Here is a 23918-nt window from a genome sequence, read left to right as displayed (position 1 = left end):
TTCTGACGCGACCGCCTCGCCCCCGGCGGCCGCTGCGCATGAGTGAATGGGCGATACCTGAGTGAACGTGGTCACACCCGGTCCGGTCTCGCGCCGATGCGCACACCTCTGTCGTTGAGGCGCACAGTCCGGTACGGCGGGTCAGAACCGCGACGAAATCGACCCCGTTCCTGCGCCGCGGTATATCCTTGGGCGCACCGCGAACAGGGGGTGACGACCACGTACACGATCGATGGTCTGGTCACCGGTGGGCCCGACTCCGTCGGAACGACCGCCCAGGACGCCTGGCGTGACTGGTGCAACGACGTCCACGGCATGTTCGACATCACCTTCGGCAACGAGGGCTACCGCGGGCGCGTCGTTCGGCAGCGCACCTCGAACTACCAGCTCGTTGCTTGGACCAGCGAAGCGGAGGTCCTCAAGCGCCGGGCCGCAGGTATCCGCCGCGATCCGCGCGGTCACTACGAGCTGCTCGTGCCGTTGCAGGGGACCCTCGTCGTGGGGGTCGCGGAGGCACTGTCCCGGCTCGTTCCCGGCGAAATGGCCATCGTCCCCTTCGATACCCCGTTCGAGGTCGCCCATGACGGCGGTGCCCGTGCCCTCACGCTGCTGGTTCCGGGCGAACGCATCGACCAGCGGCTCGGGCCCACCTCTGACCGCGGCGCGCGAGTGCACGCCTCGCGAGGCCTGGCGAAGGTTGGCCGTGACCTGATCGTCAGCCTGCTGCGGGAACGGAACGCGCTCTCCGGCAGGGGATTCGACGCCGCGGCCGATCGGGTGGTCGACCTCCTGTGCCTCGCAGCGGACGGTGACGAACAGCTGCCCGACGCTGCCGACACTCAGCCTGTGCTGGAAGCGGTACGCCGCTACATCCGAGAGCACGCTACGGACCCAGAGCTCACCGTGGCCGCTATGGCCCACGCGATCGGTTGGTCGCTGCGCTACGTCCAGTCAGTGCTGGCGAGGGAGAACCTGACGGCCCGGGAGCTGATCCGCATCGAGCGACTCGAGCTCGCAAGGGCCAGGCTCGCGAACCCGGCCTTCGCGTCCCGCAACGTCGCCGCAATCGCCATGTCAGTCGGCTTCACATCACCAAGCGCCTTCAGCAATGCCTACCGCCGGCACTTCGGGCAGTCGCCACGCGAGACAAGACACGAGATCGGTCCGCCCGGTCCGGCCAGTTGTTGAGGAACCGTTCGACCCAGTCGGCCGCTCCTGGATGAAGCGGGTCGGGCAAGGCCTCGGCTGCCCGATCGCGGCTGCCGTCGAGGGGGCGCTGATGGTGGCCCGGAGTGGGCGGTCGACGCAGCCGTTGTACGACGCGGCGAGGCAGGTGGGTGTGTTGTTGGGGGCGGGTGGCTGAGGCTCAAGGTGCGGCGCCGGGCCTGTCTGGGCGCGAGCATCACTCGCGGCGGATTGACTCGCCCCGGGGGAATCACGTCCCACTCCCTGCCTGGGCGTGTCAGGCTCCCTGTTCGAGCACATCGGTCAGTCACCCGGTGCATGATGAGTGGGTGACGATTGCCGACGAGACGAGCTCCGCCGAGACGCCGGATCCAAAACTCCTTGCCGTCTCGACGTTCACGCTCGGTGACGCTCTCGCCAAGACGGGCATTTCGCTCAACGAGGTGATGGCGATCCGGCATGCCTACGTGAAGATCCACAAGGACGGGTACCCGGGCATCCATGCCGATTCGACCGATCGGGAGATCCTCACCTACACGAGCACGCAGAGCCTCAACGGCTTCGCCAAGAAGCCACCCCGCTACTGGGTGATCCTGCTGCCGGCGCAGGGGACGCGTGCGCGGCTGTGGCGGATCGTGGAAAACCGGGGCGAGGCTCCGTCGAGCGAGCAGCACCGGAGCTTCGACTTGAGGTTAGTCGACCTGCTGTCCGACCTCACCGGTCGCTGCGTCATCCAGTGGGGCTCGCCGCGTGCCTGGTGGGTCCACGGCACAACGGCTGCGAAGTACCCCATCCTCGACGTGGCTGATGTCGAACCCGAACCTTTCCCGGGTTTCGATCACCTCGTCGTTGACCACGAACGCCTTCAAGCGGTCGTTCGGGATCCTGTCTACGCGGCATGGCGTACGGCGCTGTCGTCGGTAGTCGGGATCTACCTGATCACCGACACCTCCGACGGCCGTCACTATGTCGGCAAGGCCGACGGACACGAGACTCTGCTGCAACGTTGGAGCGCTTACGCCACAAACGGGCACGGTGGAAACGTTGGCTTGAAGCGACGGGACGCGACCAAGTTCCGCTACTCGGTCCTGCGAGTCCTGGACCCGTCCTCAGCAGAGGCAGACATCAACGCGGTTGAGAAGCACTACAAGGACGCCCTCGACTCCCGCAGGCATGGACTGAACGAGAACTGAATCGTGGTCTGCGCCGGATCGCGGCGGAGTGACGCACCGATTGCGGCAGATGCGTTCCGTCTCGGTGGGGCGTTGCCCCTTGCGCACGCCGGCCCCGGACTACATGTGAGGCTGCGCCGCCGAACGCATTAGCCCGATTCGACCCATCGTCAACGGCTAGGGGCCGTTAGGCTCCGGGTTGTGCGGACCGTGGCCTTCTCAAAGCGTGACGGCGAGTGGCTCGTGCACGGAGAGGAACGTCGCAGTGGCATGGGCGGCGACCTCGTCCTGGCCCATGACGAACTAGCGGACCTTAGAGCGGTAGACCTGCGCGACGCCCTCTCGTCAAAAGCCGAGTACTCGGGCCACAAGGACTCCGCAGCCTGTGTATCACCGCTCTCCCTAGCCAACCTGGACACCGACGTAGTCGGCATTGAAGTCGGGTTCGAGTACCGAGACGGGCACCTTCTCGTAACCGCCATGCACTTCGGGGATCGGTCCCACGATGGTGATGAACACGCAGCCGTCGCGAAGGTCGAGCGTCTCATCGCGCCATACCTGGCCCACAAGCGCGCAACGCTGGCATCCGCCAACGTGGTAGACGCCTACTCCGGGCCGGAACACCTCGCGATCGAACTCCGAATCGCGCTGCCCATCCGCGGCCGCACTGTCCAAGACTTGCACGACATCGGCGACGGAACACGCCAGCTCTGCGACACGCTGAGCTCAGGCTCCGTATCGAGAGGCGTGGTCGCGGACCTAGTCCGCGGCGGTGCAGCCGAACTACTCATTGGGCAACCGGAAGGAAACTGGCTGGACGCGAAAGCCCAGGAGTACGACCTCGCTACGCTGCGAGGCAAGGTCGGTCTTGCGCAGGCTGTCGCCCGGTTCGCGAACGGCGAAGACGGCGGGGTCATCATCATCGGTGCCCACGCCAAGAAGATTCCCGGCGGTGAGGAGATCCGCAGCGTCCCCGGCGTCTCTCCGCGCTACAAAGACACCGAAGCCCGATACCGCCGCATCCTCGACCACCACCTGTATCCACCGGTGTGGGGTCTGCGTATCGACGTCGTTCCGACCACCGACGACAAGTCCCTCATCAGTATCGACATCCCACCGCAGCCCGAGGAACTCAAACCGTTCCTCGTTCACGGCGCCATCACCGCCGATGGCGACACCCAAGGCTCGTTCATCAGCGTCGTACAACGCCGCGGTGAAGGCAGCATGCCCATCACCGCACCGATGATTCACGCCTCCCTTGCAGCCGGCCGCGCTCTTCTGAGAGGCGCCGGCCGGCCCCAGGACTCCAACGAGTGAGCAGGCGAGTTCCGCGATCCCGGCGGATTCCGGGACCTGTCAAGCTTTCGTTGGCGGCGGTCAGACGCACGCCGGAACGCACGAAGCACGGGGCCCCCAAGACGTTCCACGCAGTCGGCACCGTGGTGATGTACGGCCAGCCGCTGGAGGGCGTCTGCCCCGAGCAGGGTGTCGACGAAGGCAGCGCTCACAATGATGAAATCACCTGGGCTACATGGACGAGCGGCCTTGGCATTGGGCCGAGCTGCTGCGCGAGGTCGGCAACGTCGGCGCCTTTCCGACCCGCGGGCGACGGCGACCCGCCAGGACGGCGAGGACTGTCTGATCTCTGAGTCTGCGTCATGACCCACAAACCGTCGGTCCCGTGTGACAGAGTCCTGACTCGGACCCAAGACAGGAGACCGCATGAGACTTCACTCGGTGTACGCACGATTCTACCGGTCGCTGAACTACGATTTCATACGCGCATCGGGCGAGAAGTACGACCCGGACCCATGGGACTCCACGCCTGAGGGCGAATACCCGTTCGTCCGCATCAAGCTCCGCCCGGGCATCACGACTGTCGTCGGCGCGAACGAGTCCGGGAAGTCCCAGGTTCTCAGCGCCATTGAAGCCGCGTTGACCGGCAAGGGGTTCGAGCGCAGCGACTTCTGTCGTTACTCCCGGTTCTTCGGTGTCCACAATGACATCGTGCTGCCTGAGTTCGGCGCGGCTTTCGCTGACGTAACGGATGAGGCGGTTAAGCTCATAGAGAGCATCTCGGGCCATAGCGACCTCCACGACGTTGAGCGGGTCGCGTTCTTTCGAATGAACGAGACGCCCAAGTTCCGGGTCTACGTCCGACAGAAGGACAAGTGGACGGGTCCTGAGCATGTCGAAAAGCCCACCGCACTCGCAGATCTCGGTGTCCCCGTTCCGTTTCACATCGACGCGGGCGTTCCGCTCCCCGACAGCGTTCCCCTCGACTACCTCGTCTCGGGCAACAAGACTGCGCCGCTCGGCCGGGACCTGCTGCGTGAGCTCTGGGACGGATTCCAGAAGCACAACGCCTGGTTCGAGTCCGACCAGACCATCACGACGAACGCCGGCGGCATCTCCAAGCTGTTCCAGCCCGTGCGTCAGGCCACCGAGGCGGAGGTCGAGATGTACAAGCTCGCGGGCGACCTCATCTTCAAGGTCGCCGGCATCAAGAAGGAACTTCTAAAGGAACTCCAGGAGCACGTCAAGAAGAAGAACGGCTACGCCAACAGCATTGTCGACACCATCAACAGCGAACTCGCGAAGGCCCTCGATTTCCCTCACTGGTGGTCTCAGGACGCCCAATTCGAGCTGTTCGTCTCGCTGTACGAGTTCGATCTCGTCTTCATGATTCGCGACCGAACCGGACGCACCTACGGGTTCGACGAGCGCAGTGCCGGTCTAAAGTACTTCCTGTCCTACTTCGTCCAATACCTCGCCCATGAAGTGCGACCCGACGGCCGCCCCGAAATCCTCCTCATGGACGAGCCGGACCAGTTTCTGTCGGCATCAGGCCAACAAGATTTGCTTCGGGTGTTCGACGACTTCGCCGACCCCAAGGATGCAGGCCGCGACCCAGTTCAGGTCGTATACGTGACGCACTCGCCGTTCCTCATCGACAAGAACGAAGCCGACCGCATCCGCGTCCTCGAGAAGGGCGAGCACGACGAGGGCACACGCGTCGTTACTAGTGCCGCCGCGAATCACTACGAGCCGCTGCGTTCGGCGTTCGGCAGTTATGTCGCCGAGACCACCTTTATCGGCAACTGCAACCTCATGGTCGAGGGACCGTCCGACCAGGTCCTCATTGCCGGGGCATCGCGATGGCTCAAGAAGCTCGGCATTGCGGGCCGTGACCGACTGGACCTGAACCACATCACCATCGTTCCCGCCGGCGGCACCCGTCACATCCCCTACCTCGTGTACCTGGCCCGCGGACGCGACATAGACAAGCCGCCCGTCGTTGCGCTCCTGGACAACGACAAAGCCGGCAACGATGCGAGGGACGACCTCGCGGCCGGCGGTGCGTACGGCGACAAGCTTGTTGACGAGGATCTAGTCCTCCAGCTCGCACAAGGCGACCTCGCTGGCCTAGTGACCGACAACCCGCTCGGCATTGCGGGCATCGAGGACATCGTCCCGTTCAACGTCGCAGTCCTCGCAGCCGCGATCTACTGCCGGGAGTTCGTACCGAGCGTTAGCCCGCTCGACCTCGACGTCGTCCCTGCGAAGGTCTACCCGGATGCAGTCGGTCCCGACGGGAAAGCGCCCAAGAACTCCGGCACCCTGAAGTTCCTCGAGGGGGCCATCGCGGTACAGGCGGGGATGCCGAGCTTCCACTTGGACAAGGTTGCGTTCTCACGCGCCACAATCGACGCACTGACCGGCACCGTCGACGACGTCAAGGCAACCGGGGAGGACCGCGAGACCGCGGCCGAGAACTTCAAGCTGCTGTTAAAGAACATCGCCCTGTGCCAGCGGAAGGCCGAGCGAGCCGAGTCTGTCCAGAAGATCTCTAGCCGCATCAACCGCGCCAAGAAGGACTTCACGCGCACCCATGCTAGCCAAGCGCGTCGCGAGGACGTCGCCACACTCATAGAGGAAATAGGAAGCCAACTCGACCGTACCCCGGAGGCCGAGGATGTACGGGCCGTAATGCGCACCTGGTACGCGAGGTTCGAACTTGACACAGACCCGCGCAAGCATGTTACCGACTTCGACGGGCTCCTCACGGCCCTCGACGGATTAGCCTACAAGGCCGTCCGCGAGGCCGCAGTCCGGTAGCACATCCAGAGTCCCGAACGCCGCCCTAGTCACTTCTGGTCGACAGCTCCGTGTTGCCCCACATGCGTCACGCGGGGGGTCGAAGAGCCGCCAGGCCGTCTCATCCGAGGGGTCTGCTGCACGAATGGGTGACAGTGGTTAGTCACGCAGCCTGACTGGCTGGCGTGGTCATGATGGTCTCGAACTCGATGGGGGTCAACCGGCCGAGTCCGTCTTGGCGTCGACGGAGGTGGTAGGTCCGCTCGATCCAGGTCACGATCGTGATGCGGAGGTCTTCGCGGGTGGCCCAGGAGCGGCGGTCGAGGACGTTCTTCTGCAGTAGCGAGAAGAAGCTCTCCATGGCGGCGTTGTCGCCGGCTGCGCCAACACGGCCCATGGATCCGACCATGCGGTGGTGGTTGAGTCTGCGGACGAATTTCCGGCTGCGAAATTGCGACCCCCTATCGGTGTGGACGATGCAGCCGGCCACATCGCCGCGCCTGGCCACGGCGTTGTTCAACGCGGCGACGGCGAGGCGGGACTTCATCCGCGAATCGATGGAGTAGCCCACGATCCGGTTGGAGTAGGCGTCCTTGAACGCACAGAGGTACAGCTTCCCTTCGCCGGTCCAGTGCTCGGTGATGTCGCCGACCCACAACTCGTTGGGCGCATCGGCGGTGAACTCGTGCCGGACCCGTCCGTTCTCATCGGTCACCGCGCACAGGTCGTCGTGGACCGGCGGGCCGGGCAACTTGGAGTTCTTGCCGCGCTTCTTCCCGAACGCCGACCACCAGCCGTTGTCCGAGCAGATCCGCCACGCGGTGCGTGCCGCCATCGCCTCACCAGCATCGCGGGCCTCGTAGGCCAGGTACCGGTAGCCGAACTCGGGGTCGTCGCGGTGGGCGTCGAACAGAGCGTTGGCGCGGTAGGCCTCCTAGTACTCGGCGTCGGTGATGGGGTTGGCCAGCCAGCGGTAGTAGGGCTGGCGGGCGATCTTGAGCACCCGGCACGTCACCGTGACGGGGACTCCGTCCTCGGCCAGCTCGCGGACGAGCGGGTACATCATTTTCCCGGAAGGTTCGCCTGCGACAGATACGCAGCCGCGCGGCGAAGGACCTCGTTCTCCTGCTCCAACGTCCGGATCCGCCGCTTGGCCTCACGCAGCTCAGCCGACTGGGCCTCGCTCGCCCCAGGGCGTTCCCCGTCCTCGATGTCGGCCTTCTTCATCCACGAGTACAGCGTCGTGAAGTGGATCCCGAAGTCCTTGGCGATCTGATCGAGCCCGACACCGGGCTCACGGTTCCGCGCGACCCGGACCACGTCGTCACGGAACTCCTTGGGGTACGGCTTGGACACGGTGAACATCCTTCCAGCCCAGTCTCTCGACTAGGCAGATCGGTTGTCACCGATCCGTGCAGCAGACCCGATCGTCATGGCCAAAGCCCTCGCAACCGTATCCCTGTGGCCGACACGCGCAGCCGCCGTTGACAAGTCGGCGCGGCCGAGGACCCGAGCAGTAGGCTCTGCGGACACCATCGATCACAACATTCCGACTCATGCCCGGTTGTCGCGATTCGTCGCAAGCACCGTCCGTGCGAGGTCGCGGACTTCTCTATGGACGTGCTGGGCAGCCATGTGCTCGATTCGTCGCTCGGTCGCCGCGCTTAGGCGTCGTGGACCATCCTTGAGTCCGTTGAGGACCTGCCGCGGCACTAGCGAACCGTCGCCGTGGAGGAGTTGCAGGGCTCGAAGCTCGGCAGCCTCGGTCAATCCATCTCCACCCGAGTCAAGGTGACAGAGCGCATTCATCGCGACACCCTTCACCTCATCATCAGCCGAGTGGCTCAGGGAGATGAGCAGTACCTCCAGCCACGGTTCGCTCATCCCGGACATCGCCCACTGACGAGCCACTTGGGCCCCTTCATACCGTGCCCCGTCTTCGCCACTCCCCAGGAGTTGACTGAGGAGTACGAGCAGATCCCCGTCGCTCGCAAGACGCAGAGAACCCAAGACCTGGAGTCCTTCAGGGAAGGGATCGAGCGGGCTCTCTCGGAAGGTGCTGTGGCCTTCCAAGAGATCGCGCGCCTGGTCTCGCAAGGTCTTGATGAGGTCAGCTGGAACCTTCTCCCCTGCCCGAGACAGCCGATGCAAGGCTCCTGTCTTGTCCTGTCGCGCAACGGCTGGATCAAGGATGAACGCAGCGATCTCGGTCCAGAGGTTCGCACCGAACTCAGCCGCTACAACCGCCAGCGCCGCTGCTGAAACTCCTCCGAACGTGAATGTGCCGTTGGAGGCCGAACTCCGGATCTGGTCCATCTTGTCTCTGAGGACCGGTTCCATGGCGCCGAGATCTGCATTGGACGGCCACCCCTCGGCGGCCAGAGCGGCGTTCAATGTACGCCTGATCTCGCCGAGGGACGGATTCGTCGGCAGGGGCGGGACCAACGGATGGCCCGCGAGGTCACGCGCGGCTTGCGCCGACTCAGGAAGTTCGGCTGATTGAGTAGACTCTGCCCATGCCGCGAACGCCACAAGCGTTTCATCAGCGAGCTTCGACCGTTGCGGGAAGGACCGTGCATACGAGGGGTCCAGATCGGCGCTGGGAGTGTGACTGAGGTCCTCGATGAACGTTACGGCTGCCTCGTCGAGACGTTCTGCTGACGCCGCTACGGCAAAGATCGCGGGCCATAGGGTCTCGATTCGGGTGCCGTGTGACTGCCATCCGAATCCACGTTGGACCGGCGCGACATGTCGGACAGCCATGAGTCTTGCAAGGAGTTCCTTAGCCAAGACTGGATCGAGGCAAGCCGCACCGACGGCGAGGACGCGCAGGTTGCATTCGTCGAGCTGTCCGATTCGCGTGCACTGTTGCGCGACTTGGTAGGTCTCTTCCTTGAGGACTTCGAGCGGGCCGTAGTAATCGAGTCTTCGGAGAAGGGCATCGACGTGCTTTCTTGCCCCCGCGTGACGTAGTAGCCGCAGCGATTCCCGCAGAAGCCAGCGTTCACCGTCGCCTAACGCCATCAACCCACGGACAACGCCGGCCAACTGTCTATAGTAGCGAGCCTGGGGGTGGCCCGCGAACTCAAAGACGTATAGCGCATGCACGACGGCCTCGTCGCCGCGTTCGTTGCGCCAAGTGATTGAGTTCCGCGATCCCTCAAGTGAGGCCAGCAACGAGCGGTCCTGCATGTCTCCCAAGGATCCTCCTGCCCGAAGCTCGACCTGCTTGTAGATGGTCGGACGTTCGACCGCGATGCGCTCGACGCGCGCGCCCATGTCCGGGCTGGCTGCCACAGCATATGAATGGCATGCGTCGCGGATGAGGTCTTCAATTTCGGCCAGGATTGCGTGTGATCCACCTGCGACGCGACGACTCACTTCAAAGGTGGGAACCGTGGACGGCACGAAATGGTCAAGGTTGCGGAGAGCTTCCTCCGCCTCGGCAGTGCCAACCTCGCCTGCGTCCCAAGTTCTGTGTGCGATTCCTTGCAGGAGCACGGCGCGCAGCAATCCGTCTCCTGGTGCCTGAGCGGTCAAGTCGAGCGCCTTGCGGAGCACCCGGAGAGCCGACTCAACGTCATCCAAGTCCATGAGTGCCGTGGACGCGATCAGCGCGGCACAGGTCGTAATCGCCGTATCGGTTCCCTTGCTTACAAGGCGCTCCAGTTCCTTGATGCCCTGCGGAACGGTGCCCAAGGTGGTTGCTGCGATAGACGCAGCGAGCAATGACGCGCCGGCGGGGTCATTGGCTGATGCAGCTTTGAACTCATCCGAATTGAGGTAGTCGGTGGCGCCGGGCGAGCGGCCCAAGAAGTGTCCGGCCAACACCGCTTCGAGCGACGAAGGATCCGTTGAGCGAAAGTTTGGATGCACGGCGACGGCGTTGCTCGCCAAGAGTGCCGCGATCCATCGCATGTTTGTGCTCACAGGAGGCTCCCCTCGTGGCCTAGGTCGTGTCGTTCCGCGGCGCGAGTTCTTGTGCTCAGAATGGGATTGATCGCGAGCCGCTCGAGCCACCTCGCCATCTCGTCCTCCAACTCTCCACGCGTTGATGTCGCCTTTAGCCACCTCTTGTCCGCTGTTCCAGCGATCTCTCGGACGGTCTTAATCGATGACGGGTCTTGACCGTATGTCGCGATGCCCAGAGCGCCGATCCGCCTGCAGTCGTGATCGGCTACATCTTGTACAAGGTCTGCGCGGCATTCACCCCCGGCGACCGACTCGTCTGAGACCACCCGCATCCGGAGTCCGATGTCGCTCTCCGATTCCGCGACATCTCGGCAAACGACACCATGGGTGTTCCGGTGACGGAGGAGGGCGCCGAGGTAGGCGTCTTCCCAAGAGCCATTCATTGAATCGCCCTTGAACTGCGTCGTAGGGCCTGCGGCGAGCACGTCGGGCCCCAGAGGAAGCCGGTGGATTGCGAGCGATTCCGAGATCCGTTCATCGAGCCAACCGTGGAGCGTGGGATTGGCAAGGACCCCGCTGTGGCTGCCATCGAAGACGCGCGTCTGGCCGACCGGGATGCCGAGTTCCGTACTCCACCTCCCGACGAATCGATCACGACTAGCGGTCGCTGTGAAGCTCGGGATCTTTCGCGGCCCGACACCCTTGCGGCCAACTGTTGGATCGACATGATCGATCAGAAACCTCTCGTTGAGACGCTGATCCGCACTGTGACGCTTGAGGAGGCGACGTTCCCGTGTGGGTACGAGCCACTTCGTGCCAGCTCGTGGCGATGCGACGTAGATCATCCCAGCCACCCGCTCGATACCGGTCTGGGGGTTCAGGACCGAACTCCAGTGACGGACTGTGGAGGCCGCCAGGAGACCTCCCATGCTGTGGCCGACAAGGACGATCGACTCATAGTCGAGGGCCTGCAGTTCGCCGTAGAGAAGGTCGACGACCATCTCCAGCTTTGGCTTCCTGCTCAGTGCACGCCAAGCGCTCCGGTAGTCGAGAATCGCGACGTCAACGTTGGCCTGCTGCGACTGAAGCAGATGAGCGGGGAGGGTTCTCCAGGTTGCGAAGCCGGAACCGGCAAGTCCGTGGATCATGACAACGACGCCGCGAGGCCTTTCGCGATCCGGCCGTGTCAGGACGACGAATGGATCTGTGCTGAAAGACCGCTTGTCCAACTCCACTTGATCTGTGATGAGCTTCCCCATGCATCTCCTCTCGCGTGCACGAGGCTAGTGCCAATCAGTGGATCCTGCGGCTGGTTCTTCGGACCGTTTCAGATTTCGCTATGGACGAGGCGCTCTCGCAACGCAGCCCTGCGTCAAGGGGGAAACGGCTCGCGCCCCTCACCCGCAGCGCTGCGACATGGAACCCCAGCGAGCCTGGGACCCCGATCTCTGTCCCGATCGGGCCCCGGAAGCGAGTCGGACACGTTGCGGTGTAGCAGTCAGCGGATCAGGCCACCTCGTCCGGCACAGCGGTCCGCTTGATGTGGCGGAGGGTGTCGACGATGACCTCGACGTCCGCGTCAGGGAAGTAGAACTCCGGGCCGGTGGGGGCGTGGTCGATGTAGGGCGACTCGAACAGGCGTCCGGGTTCCATGACCCCGTTTGCGGTGAGTTCGTCGACGATCTGGTTCACGAATCTCACCTGTTCGACCGAGAACCTTGAGCCGTCGAGGTAGCGCGCGAATGCCTCGGCCGCTGCCGCGCGGTCCAGGCCGACCAAGGAGCGCACGAAGAGTCCCAGGCCGCCGGTCTGCTGATCGGCCCACGCGATGTCGACCTGCTGGCCGCCTGATGCCACCAGCATCTCCTCGAGTGACGTGAGGTCTTCGGCGGTGAGTTGCTTGTTGCGACGGAGGCGCTGCAGCGCCACGTGGTCTTCGTGCTCCTTGAGGTACGCCGCTGCCTTGGCGCGGAAGCGCTCGAAGTTCGTCCCCGGAGTGACCCCGGGCAGGTGAATCTCGGTTGTGGGCCCGAGCTCGTCCTCGAAGTCGGTGTAGACCGGGTTGCGAGTCGTGCGCTCGATGAAGCGCACCAAGGCCCGGAGCCGCAGACGCGCGATCTCAAGCATGGGGAGGGTGACATCGACCCACCACTCGTCGCTGGCGACCGACTCGATGAGCACGGCTTGCTCGGCCACGGACGGGATCGCGGTCTTTCCCAGCAGCGCGGCTGCGATGTTCTGGATGGTCTCGCGAAGCCGCTCGGCCAGGACGGCGTCGCCGTCGAGCTGGGCGAGCTGTCGGCGCAGGATCAGCAGGTCGAAGCGTTTGGCGTCCTCGTCGTCATCGCGGACCGCCGACGGCAGACCGGCGAGTTTGAAGGCCGCCTCGGCGTCCTCCGGCGTGAGCGCACCCCAGGAATCGGCCGTCGCGAACCGCTCGACAGCCTTGCGGTGCGGGCGGACCACGAAGTTGTCGAGGTTCATCGCCGACACGATCTCGTGCAGCGTCGTCGTGGTGGCTGCCCGCAGCTCCGGCTCGTCGTCGCCGAGCGCAGTGACCAGGCCGAGCCGGGCCTCGAACAGCCGCTCAGCCAGCGACTTCTGTGTCGACCCCTCAGACCCGGGGAGGTCTTGACTGAAGTACTCGAGGTTGCCGCAGAAGTCGAAGACGAAGAAGTCCTGCTTGTCCTCCCCGGGGCCGAACAGGTCGGGGCACAGGCGGGTGCCGCGGCCGATCATCTGCCAGAACTTCGACTTGGAGCGCACCATCTTGAAGAAGACGAGGTTGACGACCTCGGGCACGTCGATCCCGGTGTCGAGCATGTCGACGCTGATCGCGATGTGGGGCGCCTTGTCCTTCTGACTGAAGTCATCGATCAGGGACTGGGCGTAGGGCATCCCGTGCGTGATCACCCTCGCGAAGTGACCCGCCAACTCGGGGTAGGCAAGGTCGAAACGCTGGGAGATGAACTCGGCGTGCTTCTGGCTCTTGGCGAAGATGATCGTCTTGCCGATCCGGTCCCCGCCGGCGACCTTGTGTCCGTCGAGCATGAGGGTGGCGAGCACCTTATCGACGGTGTCTTCGTTGAACAGCCACCGGTTGAGGTCCTCGGCGCTGACCTCGTCGGGCGCATCTCCAGTTGAGGCTGCGTCATCACCCCATTCGAGGGTGTCCCACTGCTCCTTCTCGTCCTCGTTGAGATCGTCGTACTTGATGCCGGCGCGCAGGAACTTGGTGCCCACCGAGACGCCCTTGGGCGGCACGAGGTAGCCGGCCTCGACGGCTTCGTCGAGGCTGTACGCGTCGGTCGGGACACCGTCCTCGAGGTGGAACAGCCGGTAGGTGTTGTGGTCGACCTCATCCTTGGGTGTCGCCGTGAGGCCGACGAGGAGCGAGTCGAAGTAGTCGAAGATCGCGCCGTACTTCGCATAGACCGACCGGTGGGCCTCGTCGATCACGATCAGGTCGAAGTAGCCCGGCCCGAAGCGACGAGTGCCGTCGTCGATCTCGTTGATGAGGTTCATCATCGAGGGGTACGTCGACACGTAGACCCGCCCGTCGGTGACCTTCTCGGCCACCAGGTTGACGGTGGTGGAGCCGGGCAGGTGGGTCTTGAACGCGTTGGCGGCCTGGTTGACCAGGGCCTTGCGGTCGGCGAGGAACAGCACCCGCTTGGCCCAGTTCGCCTTCTGGAGTTGATCGACGAGCGCGATGACGGTCCGGGTCTTGCCGGACCCGGTCGCCATCACCAGGAGCGCCTCGCGTTGTTTGCGGTCGAATGCGTCGCCGACTGCTTTGATCGCGCGCACCTGGTAGGGCCGACCGGCGATGTCAGTGTTCACCGGCGCTGTCGACAGGGTGAGCTTGGTCTGGCGGCGCTGGATCAGCAGCTCCAACTCGTCGCGGGTGTAGAACCCATGGGTCTCACGCGCCGGGTAGCCACCGGCGTCGTCCCACAGCCAGTGCTCATAGCCGTTGGTGTAGAAGATCACGGGCCGACGTCCGAACTGCGTCTCCAAGCAGTCGGCGTAGAGCTTGGCCTGCTGTTTGCCGACCTCGGGTGACTTGGAGGTGCGCTTGGCCTCGACCACCGCGAGCGGGAGACCGTCGGCGCCCCACAGGACATAGTCGACGAAGCCCTTGCCCACAGCGTTGGGCATTCCCACGACCTCATACTCGCGGTCGCGCTCCTGACCCAGCGCCCACCCGGCCTCGTGCAGCAGGACGTCGATGAACAGGTCGCGTGCGGCCGCCTCGTCGTAGTCGCGCGTATCCGGGGCTGCTGCTGCCTGTGCCGCGGCGATCTGAGCCTTGAGCTCGGCGATCTCGGCCTCGTGGACCGCGAGCCGTTCGTCCTTCTCGGCGAGCGCGCGGGCGTGGGCCTCGTCTTGTGCTCTGAACTTCGCTGCGAGTCGCCCGACCTCCTCGCGCGACAGGGGAGCCGCCTTGGCGGCGACCTTCGGGTCGAACTGCGCCTGCAGCGGCACGACGCCGGGCTTGGGGGAGTGGTGGTACGACGCCCACACGACGACGTGGAACAGTTCGCGGAGCACGGCCAGCGACACGTCGGGACGGATCTGCCGATTCTCATGGACGGCGGTGTTGGCGATGCGACGGATAGCCGTCAGCTTCTGCGTGATGCCTTGCGGCACCTGTGCCTTGAACGCGGCGTCGTTGATCTTCGCGGCGAGGTCGTCGCGATAGGGCGTACGCAGTGACAGTACGTCGTAGAGGTAGCCCACCAGTTCCTCGACCACTCGGCGGCTGTAGAAGCAGGCCGAGCGCGGGTCGGAGGCCAGGTATGACTCAGCCCGGGCGCAGTCGTCGTGGAGCGACGGCAGCGTCTGGCGGACGAAGGCGAAGTTACCCATGCCGGGGAGTCACTCGCCGTCCTCGTCGAGACCGAAGTGGTCGGCGAGGCGCTGCAGGGTGAACTCCTGACGGAGTTTGCAGGCGCTGTGCTGGCTGGCGAACATGCCCTTCTCCCAGAATCCAGCGTCGAGCGGGCGAGCATGGATCCATTCAACCGGCGCCACCCACTCGGCATCGTCGTCGCTGGTCTCCCGGTCAGTGGGGTAGTTGCCCTGCAGGGCTTGGCTCGCTAGAGGTATCCAGCTGTCACCCTTACGCACCTGGGCGTCCTCGAAGCGGGTGGCCGGCGCCAAGACTCGCCCGACCGCGACGTATCGCATGGGCGGCACGTTCACCCAGACTCGCGCATCCTTCGGCAATGACCGCATGTCCTGGGACCAGAACTTCGCGCCACCACCCGAGACGAAGCCGAACTGCCGCGCGTCCTCCCACACGCGGTCACCGCCGCTGAAGGAGATGTACCAGTCCTTGCCGTTCCAGGCGGCTCGCTTGCTCTTCTTGCTTCCGGTCGTCTTGGCTAACGTCTCTTCCGCCGATGCCGCGAGCCACGATCGGGCAAGGTAGCGGCGTCCGTCATCTTCGAGGTAGGAGAAGAAGACGGCGTTCACCGGCACACCGAAGTCGCGCAGGTAGTTGACGATCCGCTCGGAGCTGGCGTCAAGCTCGGCGGCGACGATAGTCAGGCTGAGCTCGCTGTTGAGCTCGTCTGGTGGCGCGCTGCCGAAGACGTCCTCGAACGCGGCCTCGAAAGGCTGGTCGAGGTGCCTGTCGGCGATGTCGATGACGTCGTCGCGCGAGAGCGTCGATGCCCACGACCCGTAGTCGAGCACTTGAGCTACGACTTGACGCGGTGTCTTGTCGCGCTTGAGCTCCAGCAGGTGCAGGTTGCCGTCAGCATCGACAGCGAGCAGGTCGAGACGTGACCCGTACGGCGTGATCACTTCGCTGCCGATCACCAGCAGACGCTCGCCGAGCAACGACGGGTCGCGTTTGAGGAACTCGTGCAGATCCTTCTCCGCTGGGAGCACCGACGCCGTCAGGGGGCGCGGGTCGTCTCCGTCGATACGCCACATCCGCATCTCAACCGACATCGGTCACAGCTCCCCTCGGAAGGCGCGGGACTGGAGGGAGGCGAACATCCCGTCTAGCGCCTCCTGCGCACTGCTGGTGCTGGCTCGTTGCTCCTTCACGGCGCGTATGCGCTCGTGGAACTCCTTCAAGAGGTCGTCGCCCGGGGCTGGAACCTTCAGTTGTCGTAGGATCGCGAGATTGATGTTCTTCTGAGCGGACTGTGGGGCTGATGCCTCAAGAACCGCCTGCAGGAATCCAAGCCACGCTTGGACGAAGGTGCACGACTCAGGGCTCGAGGTGAAACCGACAACGCTGTCAGGGAAGCACGCGTCGAACGTCAAGATGCCTGTCTTAGCGATGTTCGCGGCGATGGTGATGCAGAGCGTCCCTGCTGGCCACATCCTGCTCTGCGCGAGGCCGACATCGGAATACGTGGCCCGAAAGTTCCTGATGTATCCACCAGAGTTGGCGACGTCACCCGTTTGAATCAGCGGATGCGCACCTCCCAGTAGGGCCGGGTCATTGCGAGGCCGATGCTTGGATACTCCTCGGTCCAGGGTGCCGAGCTCTGAGAGAGGCTTGAGGGGCCAGTTGCGGTCGTTGGTGACCGGGTTCCCGAACATCTGCCGAAAGATTGCGGGGCCGACGTCCTCAAGGTGGGCGAGGACATGGCGGCGCTTGGCGCGGAGGGCGTCGGCGTGATCGAGGATCGCGGCGATGCGGCGCTGCTCGGGGAGGGGCGGGAGGGGCACTGGCAGTGCGCCCAGCGCTGCCAGGGAGATCGCTTTGCGTCGGTGGACCGCGCCTTTGCCGAGTTGAGGATAGTGCGCGAGCGCGCGGGGGCTTTTGAGGAATCGGATCAGGTATCCCGGGTCGACCAGCGAGTCGTCGGCCTTGAAAACGGTGTACATCGGGCTGATGAGGCTGCGTTCCGGCGCGATCCCGATCGAGCCCTCGTCGAGATGGATTGTTGCGTAGGCGAAGTCACCCGGGTTGACGAGCTTGTAGCCCGCGACGTCGCGGCTGAATACTTGCTTCTTGAAGTATTCCAGGCTCGGCACGAAGCCTGCGTGCTTGGTGACCGAGTAGACGGGCAAGTCCGTCTCGGTGCCCGCCCTCCGACCGCCAGGGCGCACAAGCTCGGCGAGGGGGGTGACTTTCATGACAGCATCGCCTTCAGCTCCGCGAGACCCTTTGCGATTTCCTCTTCGAGCGTCTCGATGTCGGCGATGATCTCCAGCGGGGTGCGGTGCTCGACTTCGTCGTACTCGATCTCCTTGTAGCGGTTGAGGGAGAGGTCGTAGCCCTGGGCGACGATGTCAGCCTTGGGTACGAGGAAGGACTGCTCGGTGCGGGCACGGGACAACTCGGGCCAGGTGGTCTCGATACAATCGCTGGCGCTCGCTACTCGACCGGCGATGGGGCGGCTCGACCAGCGGTCTAGTAGGTCGGGGAGGTCGTTGGCCTCGATCGGGTTGCGCTTGTCGTCGAGGGAGTAGCCGTCGGCGCGCACGTCGTAGAACCAGACGTTGTCGGTGCTGCCGGAGTTGGTCTTGGTGAAGAAGAGGATCGCGGTCGAGACGCCGGCGTACGGGCGGAATACGCCGCTCGGCAGTTTGACGACGGCGTCGAGTTTCTGGTCCTCGACAAGCGCCTTTCGTAGCGACTTGTGTGCATTGGACGACCCGAACAGCACGCCGTCGGGGACGATCACCGCGGCCCGGCCGCCGGGCTTGAGCAGCTTGAGGAACAGTGCCAGGAACAGCAGTTCAGTCTTCTTCGTTCTCACGACCCGCTGCAGATCCTTGGACGTCGACTCGTAGTCCAGCGACCCTGCGAAGGGTGGGTTGGCGAGGATGAGGGTGTACTTCTCGGCGTCCTCGCTTGCGCCTTCGGAAAGGGAGTCGCGGTAGCGGATGTCGGGGGACTCGATGCCGTGGAGCAGCATGTTCATGCTGCCGATACGGAGCATCGTCGAGTCGAAGTCGTAGCCGTGGAACATCGAGCGGTGGAAGTGGGTCCGCTGCGTGGCGTCGAGCAGGGCATCGGCGTGCGTCTCGCGGATGTACTCGCTCGCAGCGACCAGGAAGCCGGCGGTGCCACATGCAGGGTCGCAGATCTCGTCGCTCGGCTTCGGCGCAGTCATCTTGACCATCAGTTCGATGATGTGGCGCGGCGTACGGAACTGGCCGTTCACCCCGGCCGAGGCGATCTTGGACAGCAGGTACTCGTACAGGTCGCCGTTGGTGTCGCGATCCGTCATCGGGATGTCGTCGAGCAGGTCGACGACCTTGCTGAGCAGCGCCGGGGTGGGGATCGTGAACCGGGCGTCCCTCATGTGCTCGCTATAGGTGGAGCCGTCGCCGCCGAGCTGAGTGCCGAGAGTGCGGAGGAACGGGAACACGTCGTCGGCAATGGTCCGGTGCATCACCTCGGGGGAGGCGTTCTTGAACTGGCTCCACCGCAGGTGCGACTGTCCGGGCAAGAACACCGGGTCGTTGATCACGCCCCCGGTGACGCGCGCCTTCTTCTCGGCGAGGACCTGGAGGTCGTCGAGGCGCCGGACGAAGAGCAGGTAGGTGATCTGCTCGATCACCTCGAGCGGGTTGCTGATCCCGCCAGACCAGAACGAGTCCCAGACGCGGTCGATCTTGCTCTTCAACTCACCGGTGATCACACGAGGAACAATAGCGTCGGTGCCGGGTGTGGATCGTGGCATTGGATACCTCCTTGCCGCTCTGGTCCCTCCAGCGCAGCCGGGCAGCATGGCACGACGGTCCGACGGATCTGCACCAGTGATATCGAGAGTTCGTCTTCGCCATGGAGCGTCGGGACCATCCGATAGCGTGCCAGCCATGCCCGAGCCTGGCGACGTTGCCGACAAGCGCATGAAGCTCCGCTACGCCGGAGCCTGTCGCCTCTGCGGAACGGAACTGGCCGCACGGACCGAGGCGATCTATGAGCGCGTTTCGAAGACCGTGCGCTGTCTGGATTGCACGAGCGCGACCGAAGATGAGGCCGCGGTGACGGAGACGGAACCAGTGGCCGAAGCGTCAGTCGAGGAGACTGAAGCAGTCGAGGAGGCCGTGGCAGCCGAGAAGGCGGGGGTAGCGGGGGCGTCCGCGCGTCGCGAGTACGAAAGACGCAAAGCCAGGGACGAGGAGCGACTCCGCCAGAAATGGGGACGGCTGGGGGGCCTCGCCGTCGCCCTGTCGGAGGAGAAGCAGAGCACGAGGGCATGGGACACCGGCGCCGTCGGGGAAGAGCGCCTCGGTGCCCGCCTTGATGGGCTCGCCTCCGATTCGGTTGCAGTCCTGCACGACCGGCGCATCCCCGGCACCAAGGCCAACATCGACCACATGGTCATCACCGCCACGGGGGTCTGGGTCGTCGATGCCAAGAAGTACAAGGCCCGACCCACCCTCAAGGTCGAGGGCGGCATCTTCCGGCCTCGCGTCGAGAAGCTCCTGGTGGGCCGCCGCGACTGCACCAAACTCGTCGACGGCGTACTGAAGCAGGTCGGCCTGGTCCGCGATGTCGTCGGCGACGTGCCCGTCACCGGTGCGCTCTGCTTTGTCGAAGCAGACTTCCCGCTGATCGGGGGCGCCTTCGCCACCCGGGCAGTCCACGTCCTCTGGCCCAAGCGGCTCGCGAAAGTGATCAACCAATCCAGCGAAGACGAGATCGTCGTTGACGTAGCCGCGGTCCATCAACTCCTCGCCGATCACTTCCCGCCTGCCTGAGGACCCGAAGGCGGGGAGTCCGCGGCGTAGGCAGGCATTTCAGAGTCGGAGGGTCTGGCGGCACCTTGGGAATCGGCTGCACCCAAGAAATGACCCGTAGCGACCCTCTCGTCGCACGAGGGTCCCCTCGCCGCAGCCTGGACAGGCCTGTACATCAGCTGCTGCCGCGGTCTCGGTAGTGACCCGGACTCCTGGGTCCTTCAGCAACTCAACGACGAACGGTGACTCCAAGCCGGTCACGGTGAAGATCGTGACAGTGTGGCGTGCCCTCGTCAGGGCAACGTAGAAGAGGCGACGCTCTTCCGCGTGCGGGTAGTCGTCCTCGTTCGACATCGCCAGGGCCAGAACCGGGTCATCGATGATCTGGCTCGGGAATCCGTAGATGCCTGTGGTGAGGTTGGGAAGGATCACGTGGTCGGCCTCTAGGCCCTTCGCGCTGTGTGCAGTCCGGAAGGTCACCGTGAGACTCGGGAACCGTCGTCGCGGCATCAGATCGCGCTCGAATCGGTAGCGGCCCAGCACGTCGACACTGTTGCCCGGAGACTCGGCGGAGAGTCTGGTGAGGTGCTCCTCAAGTGCGCTCGAGATCGACTCGCGGTCGTCAAGGCGCACGATGGTGACGGGCGCTCCCTGTTTGTCGCGTGCAGCCTGCACCTCCTTGGCGATTTGGGCTGGGTTGCGTGAGATGAAGCGACTGGCCACGTCGGCGATCGTTTGAGTGCATCGGAAGGTCGTCTGCAGGCGTCGTGTCTGAGTGGGCCCGAAGTACGAAGCGAAGTTCGTCATCAGCGATAGGTCCGCTCCGGCGAAGCGGTTGATCGCCTGCCAGTCATCGCCCACGGCCAGGAGGTGCTTGCCTTCGCCCTGCTGGAGGGCTCTTGTCAGTCGAGCCCGGGCGCGACTGGTGTCTTGGAACTCATCAACCATGACGAGGTCATAGCGGGCAAGGCTCGGGTCTCGCTCGACGAGTTCGGCTGCCTGCAAGAGCATGTCATCGAAGTCCACAGCGTCCGCGGCGCGCAGAGCTGCCTGCCAACGGTCGTGAATCTGCCAGTAGAGGTCGAGGAACAGCAGGGTGCGAGGGTTGGCTCGCTGCGGTTGCTGGCGCAGGCGAGTTTCCACGTCGCGGCGGGTCAGCGACGCGGACTTCACATGTGACATGAACGTGCGCACCAGCCGCGCGAGGCGTTCGTGCTCAAGAGGCTTCGCCCCGGGGGTCGGCCGATCAGGGTTCCAATCGAGGGTGAGGCCGTGCCCGGTGAGTTCCGCCGCCAGGGCTTCGAAACCGCTGAGGTTGATGATCTCGTGCCACGTCGTCTCGACCAGCGTCGTGCCGCACCGCTGATGAACCTGCCGCTTCCACCGCATCGAGTCGCTGTAGCCAGCGAAGCTTTCAGGTGCCGTGCCATCCGCTCGAAGGGCCCAGTGCTCGTGCCACACCTGAGCGTCGGGGTAGAAGAAGTCCGGCCGATACTGGGAGTGTTCGCTGTCGGCGACGTCGAAGGCGTACGGCCGTTCGTACTCGTAGTTGACCCCGTTGAGGAACAGCCAGTCGGCGATGAGTCGCTCGCCTTCACTGCGGACGGTTTCGCCTCGATAGGTCTGGAAGCCTGTCAGCCGCGAGGAGCTGTCGTAGCTGTCGGGCGCCCCGCCGTCAGGTTCCTCAGAGAGGCGACCATAGAGAAGGCGAAAGACGTCCCACTTGAATCGGAAGCCAGGGGAGGAATCGCGCAACTCGTCGACGATCTGCTCCACTTTCGTGGCGTCCTGACCGCTCTCAACCCACGGAGCGATCCGCGGCTTACGGCCGGTCGCCTGGCCGATGACGGAGAGTCCGAACGCGTGGAATGTGCTGGCCGTCAAACCGTCAGACGAGAGCCCGAGCGCGCCCAACCGAGTGCTCACCCGCTCCCGGAGCTCGTGTGCGGCGTCGGTGTTGAAAGCGAGCATGAGAACGCGGTCGGCAGATACGAAACCACGCTCGATCGCATAGGCCGCGCGGGCCACCATCACCGAGGTCTTCCCCGATCCGGCCGCCGCGATCACGCGCACTCGGTTGTCGAAGGAGACCACTGCGCCTGCTTGCTCGTCGGTGAGGGGCGACTTCTCGACCTTGTCGAAGAAGTCGCGTCTGCTGGCTAGTTCACGCTGCAGGATGTCGTGGTTGGTGGCCGCGATCTTTGCTCGGTGGTCGCCGTCGAGGAAGTCGAGCGACTCGATCTCTGCCGCGGTCAGGGAGTCGCCGAGGGCCGCAATCTCGGCCGCGGTGAGTTGGGACAGCACCTCACCCTTCGTCGGGAGGCCAGCGAGGACATGTTGAGCGGTGTCATGTGCGATCCAGCGCTGGTTGGCGACGTGGGAGTCCACAAGGTGCTCAAAGGACGCCCTACCCTCCACTGCGAGTGCGAGCTGTGGTCCCAGCTTCCCTCGGACCACGGCTCGGTTGATCGCAAACTGAGCATCCCTGCCCTCCCGCCGTCGCAGACCACGCAGCTTCCTCGGGTCGGAACCCTTGACCGAAACGGAACTGCGGAACCAGCCACGCCGAACACAAAGGCGGGAGGCATCGACGCCCACGAACACCTCGTGCGCACCGTTTCTGGACAAGGTGAGCTGGTCGAGGTCGGCGGTCAGAGTCCAACCGCCCTTCCCCGACCACACGTCGTTGTTCCCCGTCCAATCTCGAGTCACTGATCAGAGGGTTCGAAGGTCAGCGGTGCCGCCATCAAGGCACCGGAGGAAGTCGTCCTCGGTCATCACCTCGATGTCCTGTCCCTTCTCTTGCAGCGCGAAGGCCTTCTGAGCCTTACCGGTGAGGTTCGATCCGGGGCGAAGGACTGCGGGGTTGATGTCGCCCACGACCAACACGTTGGTCCGTTGGGTGGTGTTCTTGGCCGGGACTGCCCCGACGCGCGCAGCTGCTTCGAAGGCATCTTGGCGGCGCATTGCCATGAGCGTGCCGGTGAATACGACCTCCCGGCCATACAGGTAGCCGTCGGGGTCTGCGTTGGGATTGACATCGGGGATCGTCAACCCGTACGAGCCGCCAGTCTGCGTGCACACGCTGCCCTCGTAGATACCGGCGAACATGCGCCCCACCCGGACTCCATGGGCGAACGCGAGCTCGTGGATATCGGCTGCAGACTGGGTGCGCGTAGCGAGCCCGCTGACGATGGCGACCACGCCTCGAGCGTCGTCGGTCGGGTCGTGATGTGTTCCCATGTGGCCGCCGAGGGCCTCGACGACGTACGGGAGCCGGTAGGAGGGAAGTGGCAGTGCCCGGCGCGCGAGGACCATCGTGCAGAGGAAACGGATGTCGGGCCAGGCGATGTTGTCGACAGCGCAGGCGTAGCGGATCACTCCGGTGTCGAAGCCTGCGTTGTGGGCAACCAGGACATCGTCGCCGACGTAGGCGACGAGCCGCGGAAGCACGTCGCGCCACCGCGGAGCATGGGCGACCATCTCGGGAGTGATGCCGTGAATGTGGACATTGAATGGCTCGAAGTGGTCGACTTGCTCGGGTGGTCGCATGAGCCACGTCTGCTGGTCCACGACCTGGCCGTCACGGACGCGAGCGAGGCTGACCGCGCACGGCGATCCCCGGTAGAAGTTCGCAGTTTCGAAGTCGATTGCAACGTAGTCCATGGAGTTCCTCCCTGTGCCGCTGTTCCCGCGCTGGGTAGTTGCGCCTGTGCTCACGGTCCTGCTCGGACACGTCGGCCTTGGGGAGCAAGGTAATGGAGACCAACGACACGCACTGTGGATTCTTCAGGACCGTCCACCCGTCCAACCGCTCCGCTAGCGGGTTGAGGCGCACGGGATCGTCCGAGCAGTTGGCTTCCCCATTACGGCCCGCCCGGCACC

Annotated in this window: 13 protein-coding genes and 1 pseudogene; 5 read left to right on the top strand and 9 right to left on the bottom strand. The window is 64.5% G+C overall.

The window, feature by feature from the left end; translation table 11 throughout:
* Positions 1 to 96 precede the first annotated feature (96 nt).
* The 4 genes from JKG67_RS07755 (at position 97) to JKG67_RS07740 (ending at position 6476) form a co-directional block, all read left to right on the top strand.
* A complete protein-coding gene (locus JKG67_RS07755) occupies positions 97 to 1188 on the top strand; it encodes a helix-turn-helix domain-containing protein (RefSeq protein WP_275403312.1) in 1092 nt (363 codons plus the stop codon).
* Between the two features lie 326 nt (positions 1189 to 1514).
* Complete coding sequence (locus JKG67_RS07750) at positions 1515 to 2378, top strand: GIY-YIG nuclease family protein (protein ID WP_203336726.1); 864 nt, start codon at positions 1515 to 1517, stop codon at positions 2376 to 2378.
* 180 nt (positions 2379 to 2558) lie between these two features.
* Positions 2559 to 3674, top strand: a complete 1116-nt coding sequence (locus tag JKG67_RS07745) for an AlbA family DNA-binding domain-containing protein (protein WP_203336725.1) — start codon at positions 2559 to 2561, stop codon at positions 3672 to 3674.
* Positions 3675 to 4079: 405 nt separating this feature from the next.
* The gene (locus tag JKG67_RS07740; protein ID WP_203336724.1) at positions 4080 to 6476 is read left to right on the top strand and encodes an AAA family ATPase; all 2397 of its coding nucleotides are present in this window, start codon (positions 4080 to 4082) and stop codon (positions 6474 to 6476) included.
* A gap of 142 nt (positions 6477 to 6618) precedes the next feature.
* Here the strand turns inward: JKG67_RS07740 and JKG67_RS07735 are convergent.
* The 7 genes and pseudogenes from JKG67_RS07735 to JKG67_RS07705 form a co-directional block, all read right to left on the bottom strand.
* A pseudogene (locus tag JKG67_RS07735) lies at positions 6619 to 7811 on the bottom strand (IS3 family transposase).
* A gap of 198 nt (positions 7812 to 8009) precedes the next feature.
* On the bottom strand, positions 8010 to 10385 hold the full coding sequence (locus JKG67_RS07730; RefSeq protein WP_203336723.1) for a hypothetical protein: 2376 nt from the start codon (positions 10383 to 10385) through the stop codon (positions 8010 to 8012).
* Positions 10382 to 11626 (bottom strand): esterase/lipase family protein, encoded by a 1245-nt coding sequence (locus tag JKG67_RS07725; protein WP_203336722.1) that lies wholly within the window; start codon positions 11624 to 11626, stop codon positions 10382 to 10384. The genes JKG67_RS07730 and JKG67_RS07725 overlap by 4 nt, the downstream gene beginning before the upstream one ends.
* Before the next feature lie 247 nt (positions 11627 to 11873).
* Positions 11874 to 15239, bottom strand: a complete 3366-nt coding sequence (locus JKG67_RS07720) for a DEAD/DEAH box helicase family protein (protein WP_203336721.1) — start codon at positions 15237 to 15239, stop codon at positions 11874 to 11876.
* A 9-nt stretch (positions 15240 to 15248) separates the two neighbouring features.
* On the bottom strand, positions 15249 to 16331 hold the full coding sequence (locus tag JKG67_RS07715) for a DUF8606 domain-containing protein (protein WP_203336720.1): 1083 nt from the start codon (positions 16329 to 16331) through the stop codon (positions 15249 to 15251).
* Between the two features lie 3 nt (positions 16332 to 16334).
* Positions 16335 to 17474 carry a restriction endonuclease subunit S gene (locus JKG67_RS07710; protein ID WP_203336719.1) on the bottom strand — a complete coding sequence of 380 codons (1140 nt, stop codon included), beginning with the start codon at positions 17472 to 17474 and terminating at the stop codon, positions 16335 to 16337.
* A complete protein-coding gene (locus tag JKG67_RS07705; protein WP_203336718.1) occupies positions 17471 to 18988 on the bottom strand; it encodes a type I restriction-modification system subunit M in 1518 nt (505 codons plus the stop codon). The genes JKG67_RS07710 and JKG67_RS07705 overlap by 4 nt, the downstream gene beginning before the upstream one ends.
* Positions 18989 to 19166: 178 nt before the next feature.
* On the opposite strand from JKG67_RS07705, the gene JKG67_RS07700 reads away from it, so the two are divergent.
* Positions 19167 to 20054 (top strand): nuclease-related domain-containing protein, encoded by an 888-nt coding sequence (locus JKG67_RS07700; protein ID WP_203336717.1) that lies wholly within the window; start codon positions 19167 to 19169, stop codon positions 20052 to 20054.
* Positions 20055 to 20093: 39 nt separating this feature from the next.
* Here the strand turns inward: JKG67_RS07700 and JKG67_RS07695 are convergent, their stop codons facing one another.
* Together JKG67_RS07695 and JKG67_RS07690 are read right to left on the bottom strand one after the other, a co-directional pair.
* Complete coding sequence (locus JKG67_RS07695) at positions 20094 to 22421, bottom strand: UvrD-helicase domain-containing protein (protein WP_203336716.1); 2328 nt, start codon at positions 22419 to 22421, stop codon at positions 20094 to 20096.
* Between the two features lie 327 nt (positions 22422 to 22748).
* Positions 22749 to 23753, bottom strand: coding sequence for an exonuclease domain-containing protein (locus JKG67_RS07690; RefSeq protein WP_203336715.1), 1005 nt, complete (start codon positions 23751 to 23753; stop codon positions 22749 to 22751).
* Positions 23754 to 23918 lie beyond the last annotated feature (165 nt).

Origin of the sequence: Nocardioides limicola (assembly GCF_016827675.1) — a bacterium.
GTDB lineage: Bacteria > Actinomycetota > Actinomycetes > Propionibacteriales > Nocardioidaceae > Nocardioides > Nocardioides limicola.
Note: the sequence above shows the minus strand (reverse complement) of the source record. Positions and strands in the feature narration are given on the sequence as shown.

Coding starts and splice junctions, on each gene's coding strand:
- JKG67_RS07710 (WP_203336719.1), bottom strand. CDS start 17,474: ATGAAAGTCACCCCCCTCGCCGAGCTTGTGCGCCCTGGCGGTCGGAGG.
- JKG67_RS07715 (WP_203336720.1), bottom strand. CDS start 16,331: ATGTCGGTTGAGATGCGGATGTGGCGTATCGACGGAGACGACCCGCGC.
- JKG67_RS07755 (WP_275403312.1), top strand. CDS start 97: ATGCGCACACCTCTGTCGTTGAGGCGCACAGTCCGGTACGGCGGGTCA.
- JKG67_RS07700 (WP_203336717.1), top strand. CDS start 19,167: ATGCCCGAGCCTGGCGACGTTGCCGACAAGCGCATGAAGCTCCGCTAC.
- JKG67_RS07720 (WP_203336721.1), bottom strand. CDS start 15,239: ATGGGTAACTTCGCCTTCGTCCGCCAGACGCTGCCGTCGCTCCACGAC.
- JKG67_RS07725 (WP_203336722.1), bottom strand. CDS start 11,626: ATGGGGAAGCTCATCACAGATCAAGTGGAGTTGGACAAGCGGTCTTTC.
- JKG67_RS07740 (WP_203336724.1), top strand. CDS start 4,080: ATGAGACTTCACTCGGTGTACGCACGATTCTACCGGTCGCTGAACTAC.